This window comes from Psychrobacter sp. GW64-MNA-CIBAN-0177 (assembly GCF_040309585.1).
GTDB lineage: Bacteria > Pseudomonadota > Gammaproteobacteria > Pseudomonadales > Moraxellaceae > Psychrobacter > Psychrobacter okhotskensis.
On record NZ_JBEOOY010000003.1, the window covers coordinates 37,294 to 60,887 of the forward strand.

The window sequence follows — 23,594 nt, forward strand, 5'->3', positions numbered from 1 at the left end:
TAAGGGCAACAATCATGGCAGATATTACTACTGTAAACCCAGCAACAGGCGAAGATATTAAAGATTACGACTATATGAGTAATGATGAGGTCAACAACATCGTTGAAGCCTCACATCAAGCGTTTCTAGAATGGCGTAAAACCAGTCATGAAGAGCGCGCGAAGGTTATTAACTCTATTGGCGAAACCCTGATGAAGTATAAAGAAGAGCTGTCTCGTCTTATGACTGAGGAGCGTGGTAAACTTTATAGTCAGAGTCTACAAGAAGTTGATCTGTGTAAAGCCATTTGTGATTACACTGCAGAAAAAGGTGTGGCCGCGCTTGCTGACGATGAACGTGACATCGAAGGTCTCAAAAAAGGTATTGTCACTTATCAGCCTATTGGCGTTATCTATGGCATGCAGCCTTGGAATTTCCCAGCGTATCAAGTGTTCCGCTATACCATAGCCAATTTGATGGCAGGTAACAGCGTTCTGCTAAAACACGCAGCAAACGTAACTGGTTCTGGCTTACTAATTGAAAAAATCTTCCATGAGTCTGACTTACCGAACGATTTGTTCCGTACCATTTTAATTGACCACGATCAGTCAGAGAAATTAATTGGTAATGATAAAGTACGCGGTGTGACGCTCACTGGTAGTGATGGTGCAGGTAGTATCGTCGGTCAGCAAGCAGCCAAAGCAATCAAAAAAGCAGTTCTAGAGCTGGGTTCAAATGACGCATTTATCGTTTTAGAAGATGCTGATCTTGAGCTTGCAGTACAAACTTGTACGCTAGCGCGTCTGATAAATAATGGCGAAACTTGTGTGGCTGCAAAGCGCTTTATCGTTGTTGATAGCCTGTATGACGAGTTCCGTGAGCGTATCGTTGAAGAGTTTGCAAGTAAAAAAGCCGGCGATCCAATGGATGACAGCTCAGATCTTGGACCACTAGCGCGTAAAGACTTGCAAGAAAAGTTGCATGAACAAGTAGAAGAGAGTGTAAGTAAGGGCGCTACTATATCTGTCGGTGGTAAATTACCAGAAGGTAAGGGCAGCTTCTACCCAGCGACTATTTTGGAAAATGTCGAAAAAGGTCAGCCAGCTTATGACGATGAGCTATTTGGTCCAGTAGCATCGCTAATCCGCGCCAAAGATCAAGATGATGCCTTACGTATCGCTAATGACAGCCGCTATGGTTTAGGTGGCGCTATCTTCTCTAAAGATGAAGACAAAGCGATTCGCTTAGCTAATGAAGAGTTTGATACCGGTATGGTTTATATCAATGGTTATGGCCTCGCAAATCCAGCACTACCTTTTGGTGGCGTGAAAAACTCAGGTCATGGTCGCGAGCATGGTGGTTTTGGTATTAAAGAGTTTGTAAACATCAAAGGTGTCCACGTGCATAACAGCTAAGAGCACGTACAGATTTTGAAGCTAAAACGCTTTAAATATTAGATACTGAAAAGCCCAGTCATTCATTAATTGAGTGACTGGGCTTTTTTATGATTGATAGTTTTAAATGATTACTAATTTTCTTTACTACTTGTTACTGCTTTAACTGTCTAAATACAGCTTTAAAGGTAATGTGGGCAATATAGAAAAAGTTCCTTTGTCCTGACTGTTCAGGTTGATGACACCTTTAGCTAATAATAAAATTGTCCAAGGTAGCAGTTGATGTTCAAGCTTTTGGACGCGCGCTTGTAGGCTATCGGCAGTATCTTTTCGATGCACTTCTAACAGTGCTTGGGTTAGCACAGCGCCCGCATCGAGCTCAGCGGTGACGACATGGATGCTGCAACCATGATGACGTTCGCCTACTTGTATGGCACGTTGATGGGTATCAAGGCCTTTATAAACAGGTAGCAGGGAAGGGTGCAGATTAATCATCGGTGGAGGCATATTGTCGATGAAACCTGCGCTAAGTACCCGCATAAAGCCAGCCAACACGATTAGGTCAGGTTGCCATGTCGTTAGTTGGGCGCTGGCATGAGTCTCAAAAGTTTTGATGGCCATGCGTTTGCCACTATCAGTATGTGATAGCACGGCGACAGGTATGTTAGCTTGCTCGGCACGCTTGATAGCGTAGGCGTCTTCACGATTACTAATGACGCCGACGATCTCAATTGGTAGTGCACCTGCTTGCATTGCATCTATTAATACTTGTAGATTGCTACCACTACCTGATACTAAAACGGCAATGCGTAATGGTTTATTGTTGCTAGTTTTGATAGGACTGTCTGACATTAACGGTACACCACGGCATCCGCCTGATCATCAGTGCTGCGCTTGATCATTTCGCCTAGTTGCCACGCTTTTTCGCCAGCATCGTTCAAGGTTTGAATAGCAGCATCTGCTTTATCTTTTGGTACGACAATGACAAAGCCGACGCCGCAGTTAAAGGTACGGTACATCTCACTTTGCTCGATATTACCCTGGGTTTGCAACCAAGTGAACAGCTCTGAGAACTGCCAGCTATTGGTATCGATGCTAGCGGCTAGAGTTTCAGGCAGTACGCGTGGTAAGTTGTCCGTTAAGCCGCCACCGGTGATATGTGACATGGCATGTAAAGCTGAGCTACCAAGAGTATCTTGCAAGGCTTTAATGGCTTTTACGTAGATACGCGTCGGTGCCATTAGCGCGTCTTGGATAGATTGACCATCTAATTGCTCATCACTGCTAGTGACATCAATCCCGCTGACTTCGATGACTTTACGCACTAATGAGTAGCCGTTAGAATGCGCGCCACTTGAGGCAAGGGCGATTAAAACATCGCCCTCTGCGACATTTTCGCCAGTGATGACTTCCGCTTCTTCAACCACGCCGACACAAAACCCTGCCAAGTCGTAATCATCGTTTTGATACATGCCTGGCATCTCAGCAGTTTCGCCACCTATAAGCGCGCAATTGGCCAACTTACAACCATCACCAATCCCGCTGACAACAGTAGCAGCCACATCCACATCGAGCTTACCCGTTGCATAGTAATCTAAAAAGAACAAAGGCTCAGCACCGCATACCAATAGGTCGTTGACACACATCGCTACCAAGTCGATGCCGATCGTCTCATGACGATTGAGCTGTAGCGCGAGTTTGAGCTTAGTACCGACACCATCTGTACCAGAAACCAATAGCGGCGAGGTGTAACCTGTCGGAATACGGCATAACGCGCCAAAACCACCCAGTCCACCCACGACTTCAGGACGCGTCGTGGCTTTTGCTACGGACTTGATTCGTTGCACCAATGCATCGCCTGCATCGATATCAACGCCGGCATCTTTGTAGCTTAACGAAGGCTTGTCACTCATAGTCATCTCACAGTTGGGGGCTATATAATTGGAATTAACCGATAAATTATTTATTGACATTAATAATAGCAGTCAATGTTACAAAGTTTGAAGTTAGTGGGCGCATTATACCTAATAATAGACCTCACTCGCAAAGCAACTTGCCAATATTCGGCCAAGATTAGAAATAAGCGATAAATAAAAAGTTAAGAAACAAAAAATGACTGCTTTTTTTGTCGACTCTGCGATAATAAAACACTTAGAATCAAAGCACTTAGAATTTGTAGACGTACCGATAACGATACAGTGAGTTTGTAGCAATAAAACTGCAATCTCAACGATAAGTTATCGCGATTAGCTTACTTTTAGGATGGCCCTTAATGACCAAACAATCGATAGACCCTTTTTTCCGGCGCTTATTTATCGTCGCCGTGCTCATCATTGCTGTTGTTTTGCTTTATTTAATGATGCCGGTCATTTTGCCGTTCATCTTTGCTTTTGTACTCGCTTATTTGTTCAATCCATTGGTCAAACGTCTCTCAAAGTATATCAAGCGCTGGATAGCTATTATTATTGTTTATGCTACCATTACCTTGGGGATGGTATTGCTGCTCTGGTGGCTGATACCGACATTGCTGCATCAGCTACAAGCGGCTTGGGAATATCTGCCCAAGGTTTTGAATTGGTATAATCAGGTAGTTCGCGGATGGTTTGTTGCGAATGCCAATATCCGCTTGCCCATACTAGAAACCAAAGGATTCTCTGAAACCTTGGTTGAATATCTGCAAACACATTATAAGTTCTCTGATGCCAGCTCGATGATGAGTCAGGTGCTTGCTTCAAGCATGAGCTTTATCAATAATGCAGGATTGATTGTCTTAGTACCGATTTTGACTTTTTACTTTTTGTTCAATTGGGACAAACGCATACAGATGTGGAAGACAGCGATTCCAGGGCCGTACTGCGAAAAAGTTATTGGTATTGCCCAAGAGTGTGATCAGGCATTGATGGCGTTTATCAAAGGTCAGCTGTTGGTGATGGTGTTGTTGGGTGCCATTTATGCCGTACAACTTCAGCTCATTGGCCTTGAGCTGGGTCTTATTATCGGCATGGTTGCGGGTATTGCTAGCTTCGTGCCTTATCTGGGCTTCGGTATTGGCTTCATCGCTGCTATTATTGCGTGTTTGTTCCAGTTTGGCTTAGATTGGACGTATTTATCCTTAATCGTTGGCGCATTTTTAATCGGTCAAGCGGCAGAAGGCTACATCCTACAGCCTTTATTGTTGGGCGATAAGATCGGATTGTCACCTTTATGGGTTATATTTTCGGTACTAGCAGGCGCAAGTCTATTGGGTTTTGTCGGTATGCTTATCGCGCTACCAGTGTCCGCCGTCCTCAACGTATTGTTCCGCCACTTATATGCTTATTATCTCTCCACGGACTTTTATAAAGGTCGTAAACAGTTGGTGTTATTTAAAAAATAATAGGTGTAACGTCATTGAAAATTGATAAAATAGCTAGATAATAAGGGTGTCATTTAGGCTTAATAATTAATGACTGACAAAGCTTAGTAAGTAAAAGACTTGTCAGTCATTTTGCAAATATGTTATATATAGGCGCAGTAGTAACGCTAACAGCTGTTACTGTGAGCGTTTTGATACACGTCGTTAATTTTGATAAATATCATGTTTGACTGAGTGTAATCAAAACCTCAAGCTCGTTTATTTTATTAAGCCTACTTAAACTGAGCCTGTTTTAAAAGTTACCACGCCTTTTCCTTTTCTATCTATTGCGCTACGCAAACCGAGTTGATGATTCATGGCAGAAGCACAGCTAAGTCTCAATCTGGACATTAAGCATGATGCGAGTCTCAGTGACTTTGCCGGTCCCGGTTGGATGTCGATTATTGATGCAGTGCGGCAGCTACATGTCGGCCTGATTGGTCAGCTGTACCTGTTTGGCAGCCCTGCAACTGGTAAGTCCCATCTACTATCCGCTATCTGTGAGTCATTCATTGAGATGGACAAGTCAGCGATTTGTTTGTCACTCAATGAATTGATCCATACCGATGTCAATGTGCTGTCTTCTCTTGAGAACTTCTCGCTTATCGCCATCGATGACTTAGAAGTGCTTGAGCAAAGTAGTCAATGGCAAGAAGCCTTATTCCATCTCATTAATCGTAGCCGTGAAGGGCAGCGCCAGTTATTATTTGCTGCCAATAAGCCTGCGGGCGAGTTACCATTTCAATTGAGGGATTTGCTCACTCGTCTGGCACAAGCGCCTACCTTTAAAGTACCGAATGGTCACGATCTTGCTGACCGTCAAGCCTTGCTGCAGTCTATCTTACGTCGCCGTGGTTGGCAGTTTGATGAGCGTATTATTGATTATCTTCTGACCGAAGGGCCACATCGTATCGGTGCTATGATGGAGGTGCTCAATTATATTCAGCCAATGTTCTCAAACCTTGGGCGTAGCAATATCTCTAAAGCGGTCATCAGTGATGCTTTGCGTACGATTGATGAGCAAACACTGGCAGCTGAGCTTGCGGATATTGCACAAGAGACACAAGTGGATAATGAGGCAGCCAGTCAGGATCAACATACGATGCCACTCGATTTTTAATACTGAATTTTAAATATTAGAAACACCATTTGTTTCTATCCAAAATGTCGCTGTTATCAATGCATTTACTATCAATGGGACCATTTATGAAAACCAATACTTCTTCGCTAAAAAAACTGACCATCAGCACCTTACTTATCAGTGCCGGATCGGTATCTATGCTCTCAAATGCCGCGGTTACTTTACTCGTTGATGACTATATCAAAGTGACTGCTATCAATGGTCAAGAAGTTCAACAGAGTCCTTTTCAGGCGTTGACTAAACAATTCACCTTGCAGCCGGGTCAGCATGCGATTACTGCTAAGTATGACCGCTTGTATAATCTGCCGCGTGACGAGCATGATTATTTGCGTTCAGGCAATGTGAGTGTGACAGCCGAACTGGCAGACAACCAGACATACCGCTTGACCATGCCTAATCAACCAGAAAAGTATGAGGCAGCCAAAGATTATGTCAAACAGCCAACCCTTGCGATACAGCAAGACGATGCCATTATTGCCAGTCAACAGGGCGTTGCAAATGGTAATGATGGCTTGTTTGCTGGATTGGGTAAAGCGATAGGCGGCGTATTTGGTGGTGGCGGTGATGCAGAATTACAGAACCAACGCGCAATCGCAGCTCTCAATCAGCCAACGGCGAGTACTCAGAATAATACAGGTAGTATGTCTTCAAATACCTATACCGTGGCGCCAGTAGGGACGAGCAATCAAAGCACCAATACCCTTGATAGCTTCATGCAGTTATGGCTACAAGCAACGCCAGCTGAACGCGAAAAAATTCGCCAGTGGGTACAACAGTAGATTTTACCCCTATAAATATGTGAAGACATAACCCAAACTTCACCCACAAAAAAGCACCCATAGCGGGTGCTTTTTTATGACATATAATTTTACTTATAACCGACTTCTAAGGCTGGTCGCTCTTAAAGTCAGCTACCTTTAAGTATTAACTATTTTGCTAAAAAAGCATTATACATCCAAATTAGCTTTTCTTGCTGCTGCACATAGCCGTCGACTAAATCGGCAGTACCTTGGTCTTCCGCTTCTACCGCCAGCGCTGATACTTGACGCTGCTCTGAGATAAGCGCTTGTAGGCCAGTAACTACGCCTTTTACACAAGTATTGCCATCTTTGACGTTTTTATCTTCCTGAATACTTGTATGTTTCGTAAAGTCGCTATACGCATGGAGTGGTGTACCACCTAAGGTTAAAATACGTTCAGCGATTTCGTCAATCTCGACTTGTAGGCTGGTATACAGCTCTTCAAACTGTGGGTGCAAAGTAAAGAAGTGCTCACCTTTGACGTTCCAATGATAGCCACGAACGTTAATATAGAACATGTGATAGCTTGATAGTAAGCTATTAAGTTTAGTGATGACACCGCTCATGTCTGATTGTTCTAAACCGATTTGGTTGGTCGCATTATTAGTATTACTCATAATATTATCCTTATAGTGTGAGTGTTAATGTAAGAAACTGGTTATAACAGACTAAGAGTATAGCAAGCCCTATGATGCACTACTATGCTTGCTCTTGTGTTGAATTATAGAACGCTATTTTAATTCATAAAGATCTATTTATTAAGTCCGTCATAATCTTGCTGTCGATGTTCATTATAATAGCAAAGCAGCGTCGATAAGTTAAGTTCAATAATTATAAGTCTATGATTGGTTTTTTAAAATTATAAGCTTATGAGTTCAAAAAATGGACTATTACCCTTTATGCAGGGGGTTGTAAGCTTTCAGGATTTAAACCTTTAACTGGAACCACTTCTTGTAGGTGTTGACGTACCGTATCGATTGGAAATTTCTGTGCTTGTAGACGTTTAGGAACAATTTGACTGCCTTGTTGACCTTTCATCTCAAACATCATAAAGATATAGTCGTCAGTCTCGTCCCAGCTTTTGACCGCTGTCCATGGAATAACCGCTTGTTGGGTCGCTCCTGCACGCATTTGCATGCCACGCATTTGCGAGTTTTTCATCATATCAGGTTGATTGGTTGGCATCGCCATGACCAAGCCATGTTTTTGTACACCCAACTTCATCTGGCGCATCTCATCTGGCATCTCTTGATCAGCCACTTGTTTTTCAAACTCTCTTTTGACGTACCATTTAAAACCTAAGGTACGCACCAACAGATAAACCACGACTGCAACCAACATGACCCAAAAAATAATTGTGGAATAGCCAGTGACAAAGATTAACCCTGCAATGGCCAGTATCACGACTACCGCCATAATGACCCATTCTTTGGTCTTCAAACTTGAAAGACCAAACGAAGGGCTGGCACTGGCAAACAGTTCATACTGTGCTTGATGAAATTCCGCCTCGGTCAGGTTTAAGGCAACAGGTTGGAGCGTATAGGGGTACAGGGCCATAAAGGTTTCTCAAATACTTGTAGTAAAAGCGTTGGGTTTAAATCGCCAAAGCGAAGCTGCGATGCGGTACTTGGCTAGAAGTGTAATAAAGCTATGCGCTTATCTTACCGAAAAGTGCTCCTAAATGAAACATATAAGCCGCTCTGTTCATTGATAGACGTCATATTAATGGCATTAATAGAGATTGGGACTGATTGTGGAAGCTAACCTTAAATTTTTCATAGCAAGATAGTGGCATAACGTGCAGCATTCAAACATGGCGTCACACTAAAAACTTTGCTATAACACAGGACAGTCACAGGTACGAAAATAGCCGAAAAGTAGTCAAAATAGCGTCTAAATAGGGGCAAAACATGGTCAAATCTGCTGGGTCTTGGTATTATAGCGACTACCTATTTTCTCATGACAAACAAGATGTCATAACATAAGTTATAAAGTGATAGCCTGCCCACTATAAAATCACTACAGCGTCAACTTCGCTAAACATAGTACTGTATAGCTTGTACTCGGTTTTCTTGTATTGATATTATTTTGGGTTGACGATAGGTTAGGTTGTAAAATGAGCTTGGCTCATTATTGTTTTGATAATATTTTCTTAAAATTCCTTATTCACTCTCAGCGTTACAGGCAACTATTATGATTGATCCAAAACTCTTACGCGGCGATTTAAGCGATTTACAACAGCAGTTGGCTGCTCGTGGCTATACGCTTGATATGGAGTTCTGGCAAACCATTGAAAACGAGCGTAAATCGCTACAAGTCAAAACCGAAGAGTTGCAATCGCGCCGTAACGCTGGTGCTAAGCAAGTAGGGGCGCTAAAAAAATCGGGCGAAGATGCCAGTGAGCTGTTGGCTGAGATGCAAAGCGTCAGCGGTGAGATTAAGACGGCAGAAGACGAGCTGCGTACTCTGCAAGAGCGTATCAATCAAGCTGCCTTGCAGATTCCTAATATTCCAGCAGCAGATGTGCCAGTGGGTACGTCAGAAGATGATAATGTCGAAGTACGCAAATGGGGTACGCCGCGTGAGTTTGATTTCGACATCAAAGACCATACTCATATCGGTGAGACGCTCGGTATGCTCGACTTTGAAGCCGCAGCGAAGCTTACCGGTAGTCGTTTTAATGTATTAAAAGGTCAGCTTGCGCAAATGCATCGCGCTTTGATTCAGTTTATGCTCAATACCCACACCATCAAGTACGGCTATACTGAAACGTATGTGCCTTATATTGTCAATTCTGAAAGCCTAAAAGGTACGGGTCAGTTGCCAAAATTTGAAGATGATTTGTTTAAATTGACCAATCATACGAATAATGATGATATGGATTTTTATCTGATTCCGACGGCTGAAGTACCAATGACCAATTTGGTACGCGGTGAGCGTTTAGATATCAAAGAGCTCCCATTAAAATTCACCGCCCATACGCCTTGTTTCCGTAGTGAAGCCGGCTCGCACGGCCGTGATACCCGTGGTCTGATTCGTCAGCATCAGTTTGAAAAAGTCGAGATGGTTAATATCGCTAGCGCTGAGCAATCTGATGAATTGCTTGAAGCAATGACAGGTCAAGCCGAATATATCTTGCAGCAGCTCAATCTGCCATATCGTACAGTCAAATTATGTACGGGTGATATGGGTTTTGCCGCGCAAAAAACCTATGACATCGAAGTTTGGCTACCAAGCCAAGAGACTTATCGTGAAATTTCTAGCTGCTCAAACTGTGGTGATTTCCAAGCGCGCCGTATGGGCACGCGGGTCAAAGACGGCAAGCAGACTAGTCTTGCGCATACTTTAAACGGTTCAGGTCTAGCCGTTGGTCGTACTTTATTGGCAGTGATGGAAAATCATCAAAACGCCGATGGTAGTATCACCATTCCAGAAGTACTGCGTCCGTTTATGGGCGGTGCGGAAAGAATAGAAGTTTGATAATAGTAACGTCATGAAGACATTGTCTACAATTGATCAGCTCAATTACTCACAATATCTCACCCACGGTCAAAGTAGTGGCGACAATTTGTTAGGCTTTGAAATAGATGCCAATGTGTATTTCTGTTGTATGGAAAACAATCTTGGTTGCGACTTTCTTTATCAAGAGCGCCATGATAATGCAAATTGTATGCTCACGTTGTATTGCAACTTTGCGCACAATGTAAGCCATCAGCAAATGGCAGATTATCTAGAGGAGAAATGGCTTCAGTATGTTTGCTATCAAGAATTTGAGAAACATTATATTGAAGTCGTTAACGATCAGTTGGTTTTTTATTATGTGACCCGATCAAGTTCTGGACTAGGGGTAACAGGGAAAATTGTTGCCACTTAGTTTATAATGAGCCATCTATTCCAGTATCTAAGCAAATTTAGTTCAATAACTTTTTTCAATCAAATAAACTCTCCTTTAATCTTAGGACACTCTATGCCAGCTCCAATTAGCGAACGTAAATTAGCCAATGCCATCCGTGTACTGTCGTTTGACGCGGTGCAAAAAGCCAATTCAGGACACCCCGGTGCACCCATGGGCATGGCTGATATTGCTGAAGTTCTGTGGCGCAAGTTTTTGAAGCACAACCCAACCGATCCACAGTGGCATAACCGTGATCGCTTTGTACTGTCAAACGGTCATGGCTCGATGCTTATTTATTCATTGCTACATTTATCAGGTTACGATGTGAGCGTTGATGACCTTAAAGGTTTCCGTCAGCTGCATTCAAAAACCCCAGGTCACCCTGAGCTTGGCTATACACCAGGTGTTGAGACAACTACTGGTCCACTAGGTCAAGGTATTGCCAATGCCGTTGGTTTTGCTATCGCTGAAAAAACCCTAGCCGCACAGTTCAACCGTGACGGACATAACATCGTTGACCACCATACTTATGCGTTCTTGGGTGATGGCTGCTTGATGGAAGGTATCAGCCATGAAGTTTGTTCATTAGCGGGCACGCTAGAGCTTGGTAAGTTAGTATTCTTCTACGATGATAATGGTATCTCCATCGATGGTGATGTCGAAGGCTGGTTTACTGATGACACGCAAGCACGCTTTGAAGCATATGGCTGGCAGGTTATCAAAGTCGATGGTCATGATACCGATGCGATTACGCAAGCGACGGAGCAAGCGATTGCTGAGACCACTAAGCCAAGCTTAATTATCTGTAAAACCACTATCGGTGCGGGCAGCCCGAACAAGCAAGGCTTAGCGGCTAGCCACGGTGCACCGCTTGGTGATGATGAAATTGCCTTGACTCGTGATGCGCTATCTTGGAAGCATGCTCCATTTGAATTAGATGACGAAATCTATGAAGCGTGGGATGCTAAAGCAAAAGGCGATGTGCAACAAAAGAACTGGGATGCGGACTTTGAAGCGTATAAAAAGGCCTATCCAGAACTAGCTGCTGAGTTACTACGCCGCTTAAATGGTGAATTGCCAGCGGATTTTGATAAGCAAGCGCAGGATTATATCCAACAAACTCAAGAGCAGGGCGGTGATGTTGCCAGCCGTAAAGCCAGTCAAAATGCGATCAATACCTTACAGCCGTTATTGCCAGAATTGCTAGGTGGTTCAGCGGATTTAGCTGGCTCGAACCTAACGCTATTCAAAGGCGCTAAAGGTATCGAAAAAGATGCTGACGGCAACTATATCTATTATGGTGTGCGTGAGTTCGGTATGACCGCGATTGCCAATGGTATAGCATTGCATGGTGGCTTTATTCCTTACGTAGCGACCTTCCTGATGTTTATGGAATACGCACGTAACGCGGTACGCATGGGCGCACTCATGAAGCAGCGCGTCATCCATGTCTATACGCATGACTCTATCGGTCTAGGTGAAGATGGCCCAACGCATCAGCCAGTTGAGCAATTGACTAGCTTACGTACTACGCCAAATCTACGCACATGGCGTCCGTGTGATGCGACTGAATCTGCAAGTGCTTGGGTAGAAGCAATCAAATCAGAAAGCAATCCATCAGCATTGATCTTTAGCCGTCAGAGCTTGCCACATCAAGCACGTGATAATGAGCAAGTAGCGAACATCACTAAAGGTGGTTATGTACTGGCAAAAGAGCAGGGCGAGCTAAAAGCCATTATCATCGCCACTGGTTCAGAAGTTGGCCTAGCGATGGAAGCATACGAGACATTGAGCGCAAACGGTATTGGCGTCCGTGTGGTGTCTATGCCATGTGCTGAGATTTTCGTTGAGCAAGATGCTAGCTATCGTGAAGCGGTATTGCCTGCTAATATCCGTGCTCGCGTCGCAGTAGAAGCGGCGCATGTAGATTACTGGTATAAGTTCGTTGGTCTAGATGGCAAAGTCATCGGTATGACCACTTATGGCGAATCTGCACCTGCCAGTGATTTGTATAAAGAGTTTGGTATTACAACTGACGCTGTGGTTGAAGCAGTGAATAGTTTGGTGTAATAAACCTGACTTTGTTATGAATAAAAAAAGAGCCACTAGAGAAATCTGGTGGCTTTTTTTATTTTTAAAATTAATTGAAATATTAGCATGGTTCTCATAGACTAAATAGATGTTAAGATTAAGTCGTTTTATACGCTTTATCCCAATCTGGATGCGTATCAGGTGGTAGTATCTCAATACCACCGTCAGTATAAGTAATTTTATTATATAAATACTTCCAAGCTTTACCTTGTATAGAGTTAATACTAGTAAAACTGTCGTCTGTATAATCAATGACACTATCATCGAATAATTGTATTATATTTTTCAGTTCCACATTATCTTCATTTAATTGATAAACATAAATATGGTCTAAGCTAACAACAGCAATAAGCTCATTGCTTAAATTATAGTCGATACTGAAAACTTGTAAATCATTAGCAAATCGATTTAGACAATAAACGCCTTTCTTACTTATTGACCAGATACTAACACCTTCACTTCCTCCTAATAATAATTCAGTACCATCTTTATTAAAAAGACAACTTCTAATATTTTGTCCATCTGCAAATCGATAAAGACAAGTAACTTTTTCTAAATTTACCTTCCACAAACTAGCTCCTTTGACATCAATCATTAGTAAATAATTTCCATTAGGACTAAACCTAGAACCTCTATTTAAGTGTAGCTCATCAAATTGATGAATACATTTAACACCCTCTTTATTTACGTTCCAAATACTAGAACTAATGCTACCTATGAGTAATATTTGAGAGCCGTCAGCATTGAAATTAGCGTTTTCAATGTCTTGTCCATCAGCAAAGCTATATATACTGTTAATAGCTTTATTATCTATATCCCAAAGACTAGCACCACTTGTAGTACTTAGGAGTAAGTATAAACCGTTTGGACTAAACTCGCAGCTTTGAACTTCTTGATTAACTGTAATCTCTTGAATACATTCAAAATTTTCTCCGTCAATTTTCCAAATACTAACTTTACCAATAATATCTATTACAACTAACTTTGAACTATCTGGACTAAATTGACAGCTTCGAATGAAGGGTATACCTTTAAAGCGATTAGAAAGAGTAAGCACGTTTTCTTGTATTTTCCAAATATTAAGACTTTCATAATCCCCGATTAAAAGAGTGGTCCCATCTGGACTAAACTTACAGATTTGTGTATGTATTTTTCTATTAAATTGATATATACATTCAATTCTATCTATATTTATTTCCCATATACTAATTTCATTAAGTTGACTATTTGAAACTATCTTAGTACCATCATTACTGAATTGACAACTTTTAATATTTAGTTTTTGAGTGAATTTATGAGTACAGATAATTCTGTTTACATCTACCTTCCAAATGCTGGTCTCGTTAATACTGTTTAATAAAATTTGAGTTCCATCAGGACTAAACTGGCAACTTCGAACAGTTCTTTCGTTAAAAAATTGATGTATACAAACTAGACTGTCGTCTTCTACTTTCCATATACTTGCACCGTGCACACCTCCTAATAATATTTGACTACCATTAGGACTAAACTTACATACATTTATACGTTGTATTACGTCAAAACTTTGAAAATAAGTATTACCTTCTTTTTTTATTTCTTTGATACTAAATCCTTCATGACTCATTAACAATATTTGAGAGCCATCGGGACTTAACTCATACTTTACTACATTCTCAATTTCCTTATTTTGGTATATACAGTTAGGCATCCCTTCTTTTACTTCCCAAATATAAGCGCCCTGCCTTCCATCTAGAAATATTTTAGAACAGTCAGAATTTAATCGGCATTTCTCTACAGAATTTTCTAGTTGAAAGGTATATAATTTTTTAATATTATTTTCATTTACCTTATATACAGTGACTTCTTCGTAATCCATTACAATTATCTGGCTACCATCAGGACTAAATTCACAGCTTTTTATATTTTTCCCACAAGCAAATTGATGAGTACAAACTATATCTTCTTTACGAATTTCCCAAATAGTGGCACCACTACGTCCGCCTATCAATATTTGAATACTATTTGGATGAAGACTAAATGAAGTGGAATGTACTGTTTCATTTATTAGTTGTTGAGATATAGGTAAAAGCTTGTTCAGATTATTATAAGAAGAAGGGATTACCATATTAGACGATATAGAAAAGTTACTTCTACACTTTTCTGACATTTTACATCGATACAGTCTATTTCCATAAAACTTAGCTTGGATAGACGAAACGTTCTCCACTATGCAATGTTCAAACTTATTTTGTACTAAGTAAGCGTTTTTTAAGTTTAAACTTGAAAAATTGACAAAAGTAAAATTGCATCCTCTAATACTAGCCCCTGTTAAATCGATAGTTTTCAGGTTTAAAGGATTATTCTCTAAGTGTGAATTAAATCTTAGATCATTAAGTGTCAGGTACTGCCAGTTAGGACTCTCTAAAGTTGTAAAGTTTTGACGCATGTAGTAAGTAAAATACCAAATATCAAAAGCTATTTGCCGAGCGGAAACACTACTATCAGCCTGCTGAAGCAATTGCCATTTCTGATCAAATTTGATTTGTTCGGCTTCTCGACTAGCCAGTCGCCAATCTATTAAGAACTGAACAATCTCATAACTAAGGTTGTCTCGTGTGAATATAGAGTCGAAACCTTGTTCTGTATTATCTGAACCTATGACAGTATCAAATATACCCACAGCTACAAAGAATTCTAAGAATGAAGTATGTGCAAAACGATACTCGTCATCATTATCTCTAACCAATAAACTAGCATTATGTAAGTCTTGCAATATTAACTCGGGATCATATTGACCTGAGTTGAGTTTGATACTTAATTGTGGGTAATCGTTCCGATGTTCTAGCATCCAACTGTCTAAATCATCTACATATAAGGTAGTCACGCCTTGTTGCCAAAGATATAAAGCAAAACGTCCTAACAGCTTACGTTTTTCATCTAAAGGAATGAGATGCTTTTCGTTATCGCGGTATCCGACCTTATCGAATAATAGTTTATAAAGCGTCGAAGCATTGATATGAGGGTTAGTTTTGAACTCTTCCTGTAATTCAGGTAATAAATCTCGAATAAGATTTAACATCAAGGGACGTTCGGATAAACCTGATAAATCGTGAACGTTATTAATGAATGTTATTGCTTTTTCTGCATCTTCTTTACCAAGCCAGTTTATAAGATAGCTCTGGATCTGCTCTTTAGTAAAGGGAAGTAAATAGTAGATTTGATAATTTTTAATTTCGCCAGCGCTAATGCTGGTTTCATTACGATAGTAAAGTTGATGAAAAGCCTCTTGTTGCGCATAGCTTTTAAAAAAATGCGTACGGCAGCTTATTAAAATACGTGAATTGACAGGAACAGTGGACTGTTCTTTTACATCATCATCTTCACGAAGACGCTCAAGGTCTTTCTGATAAATACTTTTAGGGAATATTTCTATTAGCTTGTTAAGTAAACCTGTTTGTTGCTCTGCGTTGAGCTTTTGACCTACTTCATCAAATCCATCAAATATTAAAAGACAAGGATATTCCTTAACAAATTGTATAATAGTACTCCCTGATACATTATTGTTAATACCACTTATACTCAGCATAGTTTCAAGCAAATTATTCACAGATTGAGTGACAATATCTTCTTGCTTGCCGAATGCATTAAGCAATTTTTTTAGATCTAGGTAGATGGGTAGAACAGGACGGCTTTCAGGCTTTTGCTGATTATAGTTACTCATCAATTTTTTAGTTAACATTTGACAGCTGGTTGATTTTCCCGAACCGAAGTCACCAAGTAAATAGAACAACCGTGTTTCTTTACCAGTTGTATTAGTTGCCCACTCATACATATAGTCAACAATATCAATTGCACCCTCGTATTGATGCTGTTGAGTATTACCTTTTAAAAATTCTGGTTTTTCAGATGACAGGTCTACACTGTTCCCTGTATCTCGCAAGGTTTTCTTAACATCATAATGTTTATCGAATTTTGGTGGATTTGGATTTTTTTCAAACCAATCGTATATGTTTTCAACTAAATGATTGATAAAAATTTTTCTATCAGCAGGTGATGCACTGTCAAAAAAATCTAGACCATTAGTGAAAGTATTGGGAGGCGAGAGCGCAAGATTTTGCTGAAATCGACTATCCATATCGCCGTATGAACAATCAAACGGTACAACGATAGCACGACGGTTAACAATATTTCGACCTTCTTCTGATAAATAGTAATCTATCTCACGTTGACAAGCCTTAGAATAGAGATATTTCTGTGTGTAGCAGACAACAGCAACAGGTGTAATTTGACACATAGTATCTTGCTGTTCTGTTTGATTTTCGCCTAATTCAAAACCTTTATGGTCAATGAATAAAGATACTCTGGGACTGTCCTTATATTTAGCAGGTGGATTACTAAGACCAGTTTCTAGCATGTCTGCAAATTTTCGCTGAATAGTAAGTTCTTCTTTATCTGACTCCCATGAGTAACTAAATAATACTTGTCTTTTAGTTTCGTTAAGTTTTGGACTTGCCTTTGGTGCTACAAATTTATCATTTTTTAGCTCATTGTGAACATTGCTTTGTTTAATAAAATCAGCAGTCTTTTGATTAATATTTTCATTAAGTTTTTCTTGAACAATGGCGATAACCACACTGTTTTTACTATTCTCGATATTAATACCTAGATCATTCTCGTCAAACTCTTGGTTTAGCATACTAATGCGTTTGCGAAAGTTAGTAGGTGTGACTTTGCCCATTTCTTTTTCAGTCATATTAATAAGCGTAGATTTATTAATATTGAGTGTTCTAGTCTCTTTTATTAAGTTGGTAATGACTTGCCATTGTCTTAAAACAGTATTGCCTAGTAACTCTTCTTCTATAAGGGTCTGAGTAACAATATTTAAATATTCTATTTCTTTTTCCAACATTGGATACCTCTCGTTAAATAATGACTTTAGCGAAGTATACCTGCAATAATAGCTCGTGTAAATCACGTTTTTCACGATTTTTCACGATTAATAAATTTTAATAATAGCAAAATATTACGCAAACCCTTCTAATCGATTAGAACAATCAATTAACCAATCTGCTACTGCTCTGACTCGGGCTGAGCGCCGAACATCTGGGTGCATGACCAAATAGAGTGGATACGATTGTGCTAGTGGTATAGGTGATTGTGTATCTAACTGCTCAGGTTGTAATGGCTCAGCCGCCGCGTAATTGTTCGCTGAGGAATGAGCTTTTAAGGTAGTTATCGGGATTTTGTTAATAGGGTCAACCGCTATCAGTTCTGGGTACTGACAGGCTAAAAAGTCAGGTAATAGCGCAAATCCTATTTTTTGACGCGCCGCGTGACACGCCATATATAAGTCATTGGTACTAAACGCAATCGTATAGTCTTGCTGCTGCATAAACGCTTGCGACCAAGCAAGCACTCTGGCGTTGGCTTGAAACTCTATGAGTTGCCATTGCTCAGGTCTGGTGTCTTTGAGGTATTTATTATGGGTATAAAATCGATAAGTCGACGACCCTAATGTACGAATAACCAAGTCTTCTTGAGTGGGGCGGCGCGTTCGTATGGCGATATCGGCTTCTCGTTGATGTAAATTGCTCATACTGACATCACCGCTTAAAGCCAATACGATATCTGGCAAGCGCTGGTGAAAGTCAGCCAAAGCAGGTATGAGCACCTCATTTGCCCATACAGGTGGGGCGGATACCACCACTTTGCCTTGTAGAGCGTTCTGATCGATTGCCATTCTTTGAAAAGTGACCATCTCTTTTTTGACTTCTACCGCTTGATGGTAGAGCCGCTCGCCCTCGATAGTTAACACGTAGCGTTTGCCCAGCCGATCAAAAAGGTTGACGTCTAATGTTTGCTCAAGGTGTTCGATACGCCGAGCCACCGTACTGTGCTGCACATTCATGTCCTCAGCGCACGCAGTCAGTGTTTGTTTTTCTACCAAGCAAACAAAGTAAGCCAAATCGTCCCAGTGCATATCGATTCTCTTGTGTTATAAGTCTTTTATCTTAGCAAATTCTATTGTGCATATTTGCACAGTTGACGTGTGGGTGTCGTCTGTTTATCTATCATTTTTCTCATTAGACTGAGTATCACTCGCTGGTAGCTCAACACGCCACGATTGAATTCATCTATGATAGTGAGAAAACCTATGCAGACAACCGTAAATACCCAAACCCTTGATCAGTTCGTCACTCATGTCTTTACAGGGGCTTACGAGCAAGCCATGGCGCTGTGTGACGCAGACGTGAAATTTGTGGTCTTTCGAGAAGAGAGAGACAGCCAAGTGCCGATTTATGGCGCTCACATTGGTCGAGAGGCAGGCACTGTATTTTTTAAAAATCTGGCTCAGATGTTTGAATTTGGTACTTTTGAGATGGAAGATTCTATCGCAAGCGATGATTACATTGTTAGGTTTGGCGAATTGGCTCACACAGTCAAGGATACTGGCAACGTGTTCAACAGTCTTTGGACCATGATTGTTCGTTTTGATAAGGCAGGCAAGATTTGCTTATATCGTATGCACGAAGACACCGCTGCATTAGAAGCGGCGATGCACATTGAAAGATAGACATTTTTATAAAATACATCTCGATAGAAAAAAGATTGGTTTGAAGCTGACAAATAATAAAACCGCCATTGCAGCAGTTTTATTATTTATTAGAATCTCTCACCCATATATCTCTTCCAAGCGTAAACAAGCAACCAATCGACCATCCCATTCGCGCAGTTGTGGCTCTATTTCGCTACATTGCTGCTTGGCATAGGGGCAGCGTTTATGTAGTGCACAGCCACTTGGTGGATTAAGCGGACTTGGCAGCTCACCTTGTAGGGTTAAATCGTTTTTATGACCATTTACTGTGGGGGCAGCCGCCAATAGGGCGATGGTATACGGGTGTTTTGGCGCATTATAGATCGCTTCTTTGGGGCCGTGTTCGACGGCCTGACCTAAGTACATCACCATCACATCATCGGCGACATGGCGTACTACTGATAAGTTGTGCGAGATAAAAACGTACGCAGTATGATATTCGTCTTGCAAATCCATAAATAGATTCAATACTTGTGCTTGAATCGACACATCGAGCGCTGAGGTTGGCTCATCAGCGACGACAATTTTAGGATTAAGCATCATCGCGCGGGCGAGGGCGATACGTTGGCGTTGTCCACCTGAAAACATATGTGGATAACGGCCCGCATGTTCGGGACGTAGACCGACATGCCTCATCATCTCGTTTATTTTGTCGCGCTTTTCTTCTTTAGATAGCTTGGTATGAATATCTAAAGGCTCAGTCAATTGATAACCAATCGTATGACGCGGGTTTAGGCTGCCATAAGGGTTTTGGAATACCATCTGGATTTCGGTACGCAACTCTTTTAATGCTTTTCTACTATAACCGGTCGTTGCTTCATCGTTGATAAATAACTCGCCGTCAGTGGGCTCTTCAATGAGGGTCAACTGGCGGGCAAGCGTTGATTTACCACAGCCTGACTCACCAACGACCGCCAGCGTTTTGCCCGCTTCAAGCTCAAACGAGATGCCATTTAGGGCTTTAACATACGCTTTAGGCTTGCCCAATCCTTGCGATACCGGGTAATGCTTGTGTAGGTTGTCTGCTTTTAAGACCACTTTATGACTCATGCTGTGACTCCAAAGTAGCAGGGTGAGGGGTGGAGGTGCGAGTAGGTAAATTAGGCAATTCAGAGTGAATACAGCGCACTTTGCCATTGGGCGTATCTAAAATGGGCGGCGGTACTTCACAAGCGGGCTCTTTATAGGGACAGCGGGGAGACAATAAGCAACCGCTTGGGCGATCATATTGGCTGGGTACCACACCCGGCAAACTATTGAGCCTGTCTTGACCGATAGCCAGCTCAGGGATGGCTTGCAGTAAAGCTTCGGTATAAGGGTGGGCAGGATGTTGAAAAATCTCCGGCACTGTACTGGTTTCGACCACTTGTCCGGCATACATGACGGCGACATCGCGTGAGTTTTGCGCGACCAAACCCAAGTCATGGGTAATTAATACCATTGCCATTTGCTTTTCGCGTTGTAAGCGCCCGAGCAAATCCATAATTTGTGCTTGCACCGTGACGTCAAGCGCTGTGGTTGGCTCATCGGCGATAAGCAGTTTTGGCTCGCAAGCAATCGCCATCGCAATCATGACCCGCTGACTCATACCGCCCGATAATTGATGCGGATAGACCTTAAGTCGATTTTTGGCATCCGGCATCTCAACCAGTTCGAGCAGCTCTAAGATACGCGTCTGTACCGCTGCACCGCGCAGTCCAAGATGCTTACGCAGTACTTCACCCAGTTGCATCTCAATGGTAAAGCTCGGATTTAGACAAGACATGGCATTTTGAAAAATCATGGAAATATCTTTACCAATGATGCCGCGCTTTTCTTTGGCTGACATACTCAGCATGTCTTTATTATCAAACATCACCCGCTTGGCACGAACTGTCGCAGAGGGCGGCAGAAGTCCCATGAGCGCCATCATAGTGACCGACTTACCTGAGCCTGATTCACCGACGACGGCGATGACTTCGCTTTGGGTGATTTTTAATGATACATCATCGACGGCGCGAAAAGCACGTGCGCCTTGACCAAAAGTGACCGAAAGATTTTCAATATCTAACAACAGTGGCGCTTCTTTTATTAACGAGCCATTCATAGAAGTATTGGTAAGCGCTGTTTTATCTAAGGTATCAGTCATCTTAGGTCACCTGCTTTAATTTGGGATCTAGCGCATCGCGTAAGCCATCACCCGTCAGGTTAATCGACAAGGCAGCTAAGAAGATGGCGACACCCGGCCAAATAGCGAGCCAAACATTACTTTGAATATATTGCCGCGCTGTACCGAGCATTGCGCCCCATTCGGCATCTGGTGGTTGCACGCCAAAGCCTAAGAAACCAATTGCGCCTGCTTCTAAAATAGCAGAGGAAAAAATCATTGTCGCTTGGACGATAAGCGGTGCCATACAGTTAGGTAAAATAGTTATAAATAATAAGCGCAGCACGCCAGCCCCCATGACTTGCGAGGCAACAAAGTACTCACGTTGTAGCTCTACCATGGCGGTAGCGCGTGTCAGACGAATAAAAGGTGGGGTACAAACCAAGGCAATGGTAATAATGGTGTTGGTCATAGACGGCCCTAAGATAGCCGCAATAATAATCGCCAATAGCAAGCTTGGATAAGACATCAAAATATCATTGACTAGCATCACCGCCTTGCCCCAAACCTTTGGCCAAAACGCGGCGCTAAGCCCTAGCGAGACGCCGACCAACATAGCAAGGGTCGTCGCACTTAGACCGATAAACAACGAGTAACGTGCGCCATACATCACCCGAGATAAGGTATCTCGACCGGCATCATCAGTCCCAAGCCAAAACATCGTATCGCCGCCACTTAAAAACGCTGGCGGCAATTGCTCTTGACCGGTAAATAATTCATAAGGGTCATGCGGTGCAAGGGCGGGCGCAAGTATGGCGATAATCACCATCAAGGCCAGTACTATAAAACCAAGTACCGCGCCTTTATTGCGGCAAAATGTCGATAAAAATAACTGCCAAGACGACGGCGGTGTCGCTGCCATCAGCTTAAGATCAGAGGGAAGAACAGAAGGCTTCATGAGCATTTCCTACAGTGGCTAGTGCTTTGCTAATATTTAAAGTTTTAGAGTTTTAGCCTTAATAAGTATTAAGCATTTGCTAAAAAATCACTCAAAACCATGCAAACACCAATAGCCACTATTTATAATATGAGTATTTATCAATGTTAAATTAAGAAGTATGTCTGATGCGCGGATTGATCAGACCATACAAAATATCAATAAATAAGCTAACCAAAATCAAGGCGGTGGCGACCAATAAGATACCGTTTTGCACAATAGGATAATCACGGGTAAAGAAGCCATCGAGTAGCCAATTACCAACACCCGGCCAACTAAAGATAGTCTCAGTAATAATGGCGCCAGCGAGCAAGGTTGCCATCTGTAAGCCAATTACCGTCACCACAGTAATCAAGGCATTGCGCATCACGTGTACCAATATCACGCGGCGCGGCGATAAGCCTTTAGCGCGTGCGGTACGTACATAATCTTCATCTAGTACCTCCAGCATCGCCGAGCGCGTCATACGTGCAATCATCGCGAGTGGTATGGTCGATAAGGCAATAGACGGTAAGGTAAAATGTTTTACCACGTCCCAAAATGCGCCCGGTTCACCTGAAGTCAAGGAACCCAATAGCCATGAACCATATAAAGGTTTGACGTCCAAAAACTGCGCGACAGATATGACACCGGCGACGGGTAATAGGCCTAGATAGTGGGCGAATATACCGGTTAGGATAGGTCCCAATAAATAAATAGGCATAGAATAGCCAGCCAGCGCCCCTGACATTAAGGTGTAATCAATCCAAGTACCACGGCGCAGCGCGGCAAAGATACCTAAGCTGACCCCAATGACACTGGCAATAACAATGGCGCATACCGCCAGCTCTAAGGTTGGCACAAAATGGGCAAAGAAGTCTTGTAATACTGGAGTACGGGTACGAAAGGACTGACCAAAATCACCGGTTAAGATACCGGTTAAATAGTCCCAGTATTGAACGATGAGGGGTTTGTCTAATCCTAGTCTTTCTAAGGCACGAGCATGGAGCTCTGGATCGACCATACGCTCACCCATCATAATCTCGACGGCGTCTCCGGGGACGAGCCGAATCAGGGTAAATGTCGATAGCGTTAGGCCAAGATAGACGGGAATTAGAATGGCAATGCGACGCAGAATATACAGTAGCATGGGCTGCTCAATAATTGAGGGTCAATAGTTATAGATCGATGATTAGCGTATTAGCAGTGCTGAGACTGTCCGTGACAATATGTTTGGCAATGTGTTTAGCAAAGCGCTTAA

Annotated in this window: 18 protein-coding genes; 8 read left to right on the forward strand and 10 right to left on the reverse strand. The window is 42.0% G+C overall.

From position 1 onward, the window contains the following. Nucleotides 1–14 precede the first annotated feature (14 nt). Complete coding sequence (locus tag AAEY79_RS03155; protein ID WP_352287204.1) at nucleotides 15–1,394, forward strand: NAD-dependent succinate-semialdehyde dehydrogenase; 1,380 nt, start codon at nucleotides 15–17, stop codon at nucleotides 1,392–1,394. Between the two features lie 141 nt (nucleotides 1,395–1,535). On the opposite strand, the gene purN is transcribed toward AAEY79_RS03155, so the two are convergent. Both purN and purM read right to left on the reverse strand, forming a co-directional pair. Next, nucleotides 1,536–2,225, reverse strand: a complete 690-nt coding sequence (gene purN / locus AAEY79_RS03160; RefSeq protein WP_025651366.1) for a phosphoribosylglycinamide formyltransferase — start codon at nucleotides 2,223–2,225, stop codon at nucleotides 1,536–1,538. Next, entirely contained in the window at nucleotides 2,225–3,286 is a 1,062-nt protein-coding gene (gene purM, locus AAEY79_RS03165; RefSeq protein WP_025651367.1) for a phosphoribosylformylglycinamidine cyclo-ligase, read from the reverse strand. Before purM ends, purN begins: the two co-directional genes overlap by 1 nt. Nucleotides 3,287–3,645: 359 nt before the next feature. Here purM and AAEY79_RS03170 point away from each other — a divergent pair, with 359 nt between their 5' ends. From AAEY79_RS03170 to AAEY79_RS03180, 3 genes are all read left to right on the forward strand, one after another. Further along, nucleotides 3,646–4,749: an AI-2E family transporter gene (locus AAEY79_RS03170; protein WP_025651368.1), complete on the forward strand. Its 1,104-nt coding sequence runs from the start codon at nucleotides 3,646–3,648 to the stop codon at nucleotides 4,747–4,749. 334 nt (nucleotides 4,750–5,083) lie between these two features. Next, nucleotides 5,084–5,887 carry a DnaA regulatory inactivator Hda gene (gene hda / locus AAEY79_RS03175; protein WP_025651369.1) on the forward strand — a complete coding sequence of 268 codons (804 nt, stop codon included), beginning with the start codon at nucleotides 5,084–5,086 and terminating at the stop codon, nucleotides 5,885–5,887. Between the two features lie 86 nt (nucleotides 5,888–5,973). Continuing rightward, nucleotides 5,974–6,687, forward strand: a complete 714-nt coding sequence (locus AAEY79_RS03180) for a DUF2057 family protein (protein ID WP_025651370.1) — start codon at nucleotides 5,974–5,976, stop codon at nucleotides 6,685–6,687. 149 nt (nucleotides 6,688–6,836) lie between these two features. Here AAEY79_RS03180 and AAEY79_RS03185 read toward each other — a convergent pair whose 3' ends face one another. Beyond that, nucleotides 6,837–7,325, reverse strand: coding sequence for a Dps family protein (locus AAEY79_RS03185; protein ID WP_025651371.1), 489 nt, complete (start codon nucleotides 7,323–7,325; stop codon nucleotides 6,837–6,839). A 280-nt stretch (nucleotides 7,326–7,605) separates the two neighbouring features. Next, nucleotides 7,606–8,265 carry a YcxB family protein gene (locus AAEY79_RS03190; RefSeq protein ID WP_352287206.1) on the reverse strand — a complete coding sequence of 220 codons (660 nt, stop codon included), beginning with the start codon at nucleotides 8,263–8,265 and terminating at the stop codon, nucleotides 7,606–7,608. A gap of 636 nt (nucleotides 8,266–8,901) precedes the next feature. On the opposite strand from AAEY79_RS03190, the gene serS reads away from it, so the two are divergent. The 3 genes from serS (at nucleotide 8,902) to tkt (ending at nucleotide 12,673) form a co-directional block, all read left to right on the forward strand. Then, entirely contained in the window at nucleotides 8,902–10,188 is a 1,287-nt protein-coding gene (gene serS, locus AAEY79_RS03195; protein WP_352287208.1) for a serine--tRNA ligase, read from the forward strand. Nucleotides 10,189–10,201: 13 nt separating this feature from the next. Beyond that, on the forward strand, nucleotides 10,202–10,582 hold the full coding sequence (locus AAEY79_RS03200) for a hypothetical protein (protein ID WP_025651374.1): 381 nt from the start codon (nucleotides 10,202–10,204) through the stop codon (nucleotides 10,580–10,582). A 93-nt stretch (nucleotides 10,583–10,675) separates the two neighbouring features. After that, complete coding sequence (tkt, locus tag AAEY79_RS03205; RefSeq protein WP_352287211.1) at nucleotides 10,676–12,673, forward strand: transketolase; 1,998 nt, start codon at nucleotides 10,676–10,678, stop codon at nucleotides 12,671–12,673. Between the two features lie 118 nt (nucleotides 12,674–12,791). Here the strand turns inward: tkt and AAEY79_RS03210 are convergent, their stop codons facing one another. Together AAEY79_RS03210 and AAEY79_RS03215 are read right to left on the reverse strand one after the other, a co-directional pair. Beyond that, the gene (locus AAEY79_RS03210; RefSeq protein WP_352287214.1) at nucleotides 12,792–17,585 is read right to left on the reverse strand and encodes a pentapeptide repeat-containing protein; all 4,794 of its coding nucleotides are present in this window, start codon (nucleotides 17,583–17,585) and stop codon (nucleotides 12,792–12,794) included. 114 nt (nucleotides 17,586–17,699) lie between these two features. Beyond that, complete coding sequence (locus AAEY79_RS03215; protein ID WP_352287217.1) at nucleotides 17,700–18,656, reverse strand: LysR family transcriptional regulator; 957 nt, start codon at nucleotides 18,654–18,656, stop codon at nucleotides 17,700–17,702. Between the two features lie 174 nt (nucleotides 18,657–18,830). Between AAEY79_RS03215 and AAEY79_RS03220 the strand changes: the two genes are divergently transcribed. After that, nucleotides 18,831–19,250: a nuclear transport factor 2 family protein gene (locus AAEY79_RS03220; RefSeq protein ID WP_352287221.1), complete on the forward strand. Its 420-nt coding sequence runs from the start codon at nucleotides 18,831–18,833 to the stop codon at nucleotides 19,248–19,250. A 99-nt stretch (nucleotides 19,251–19,349) separates the two neighbouring features. On the opposite strand, the gene AAEY79_RS03225 is transcribed toward AAEY79_RS03220, so the two are convergent. From AAEY79_RS03225 to AAEY79_RS03240, 4 genes are all read right to left on the reverse strand, one after another. After that, on the reverse strand, nucleotides 19,350–20,321 hold the full coding sequence (locus AAEY79_RS03225; RefSeq protein ID WP_352287223.1) for a peptide ABC transporter ATP-binding protein: 972 nt from the start codon (nucleotides 20,319–20,321) through the stop codon (nucleotides 19,350–19,352). Beyond that, nucleotides 20,311–21,399 carry an ABC transporter ATP-binding protein gene (locus AAEY79_RS03230; RefSeq protein ID WP_265088701.1) on the reverse strand — a complete coding sequence of 363 codons (1,089 nt, stop codon included), beginning with the start codon at nucleotides 21,397–21,399 and terminating at the stop codon, nucleotides 20,311–20,313. The genes AAEY79_RS03225 and AAEY79_RS03230 overlap by 11 nt, the downstream gene beginning before the upstream one ends. 1 nt (nucleotide 21,400) lies before the next feature. After that, nucleotides 21,401–22,315, reverse strand: a complete 915-nt coding sequence (locus AAEY79_RS03235) for an ABC transporter permease (protein WP_025650615.1) — start codon at nucleotides 22,313–22,315, stop codon at nucleotides 21,401–21,403. Between the two features lie 151 nt (nucleotides 22,316–22,466). Beyond that, nucleotides 22,467–23,483, reverse strand: a complete 1,017-nt coding sequence (locus AAEY79_RS03240) for an ABC transporter permease subunit (protein WP_352287227.1) — start codon at nucleotides 23,481–23,483, stop codon at nucleotides 22,467–22,469. Nucleotides 23,484–23,594 lie beyond the last annotated feature (111 nt).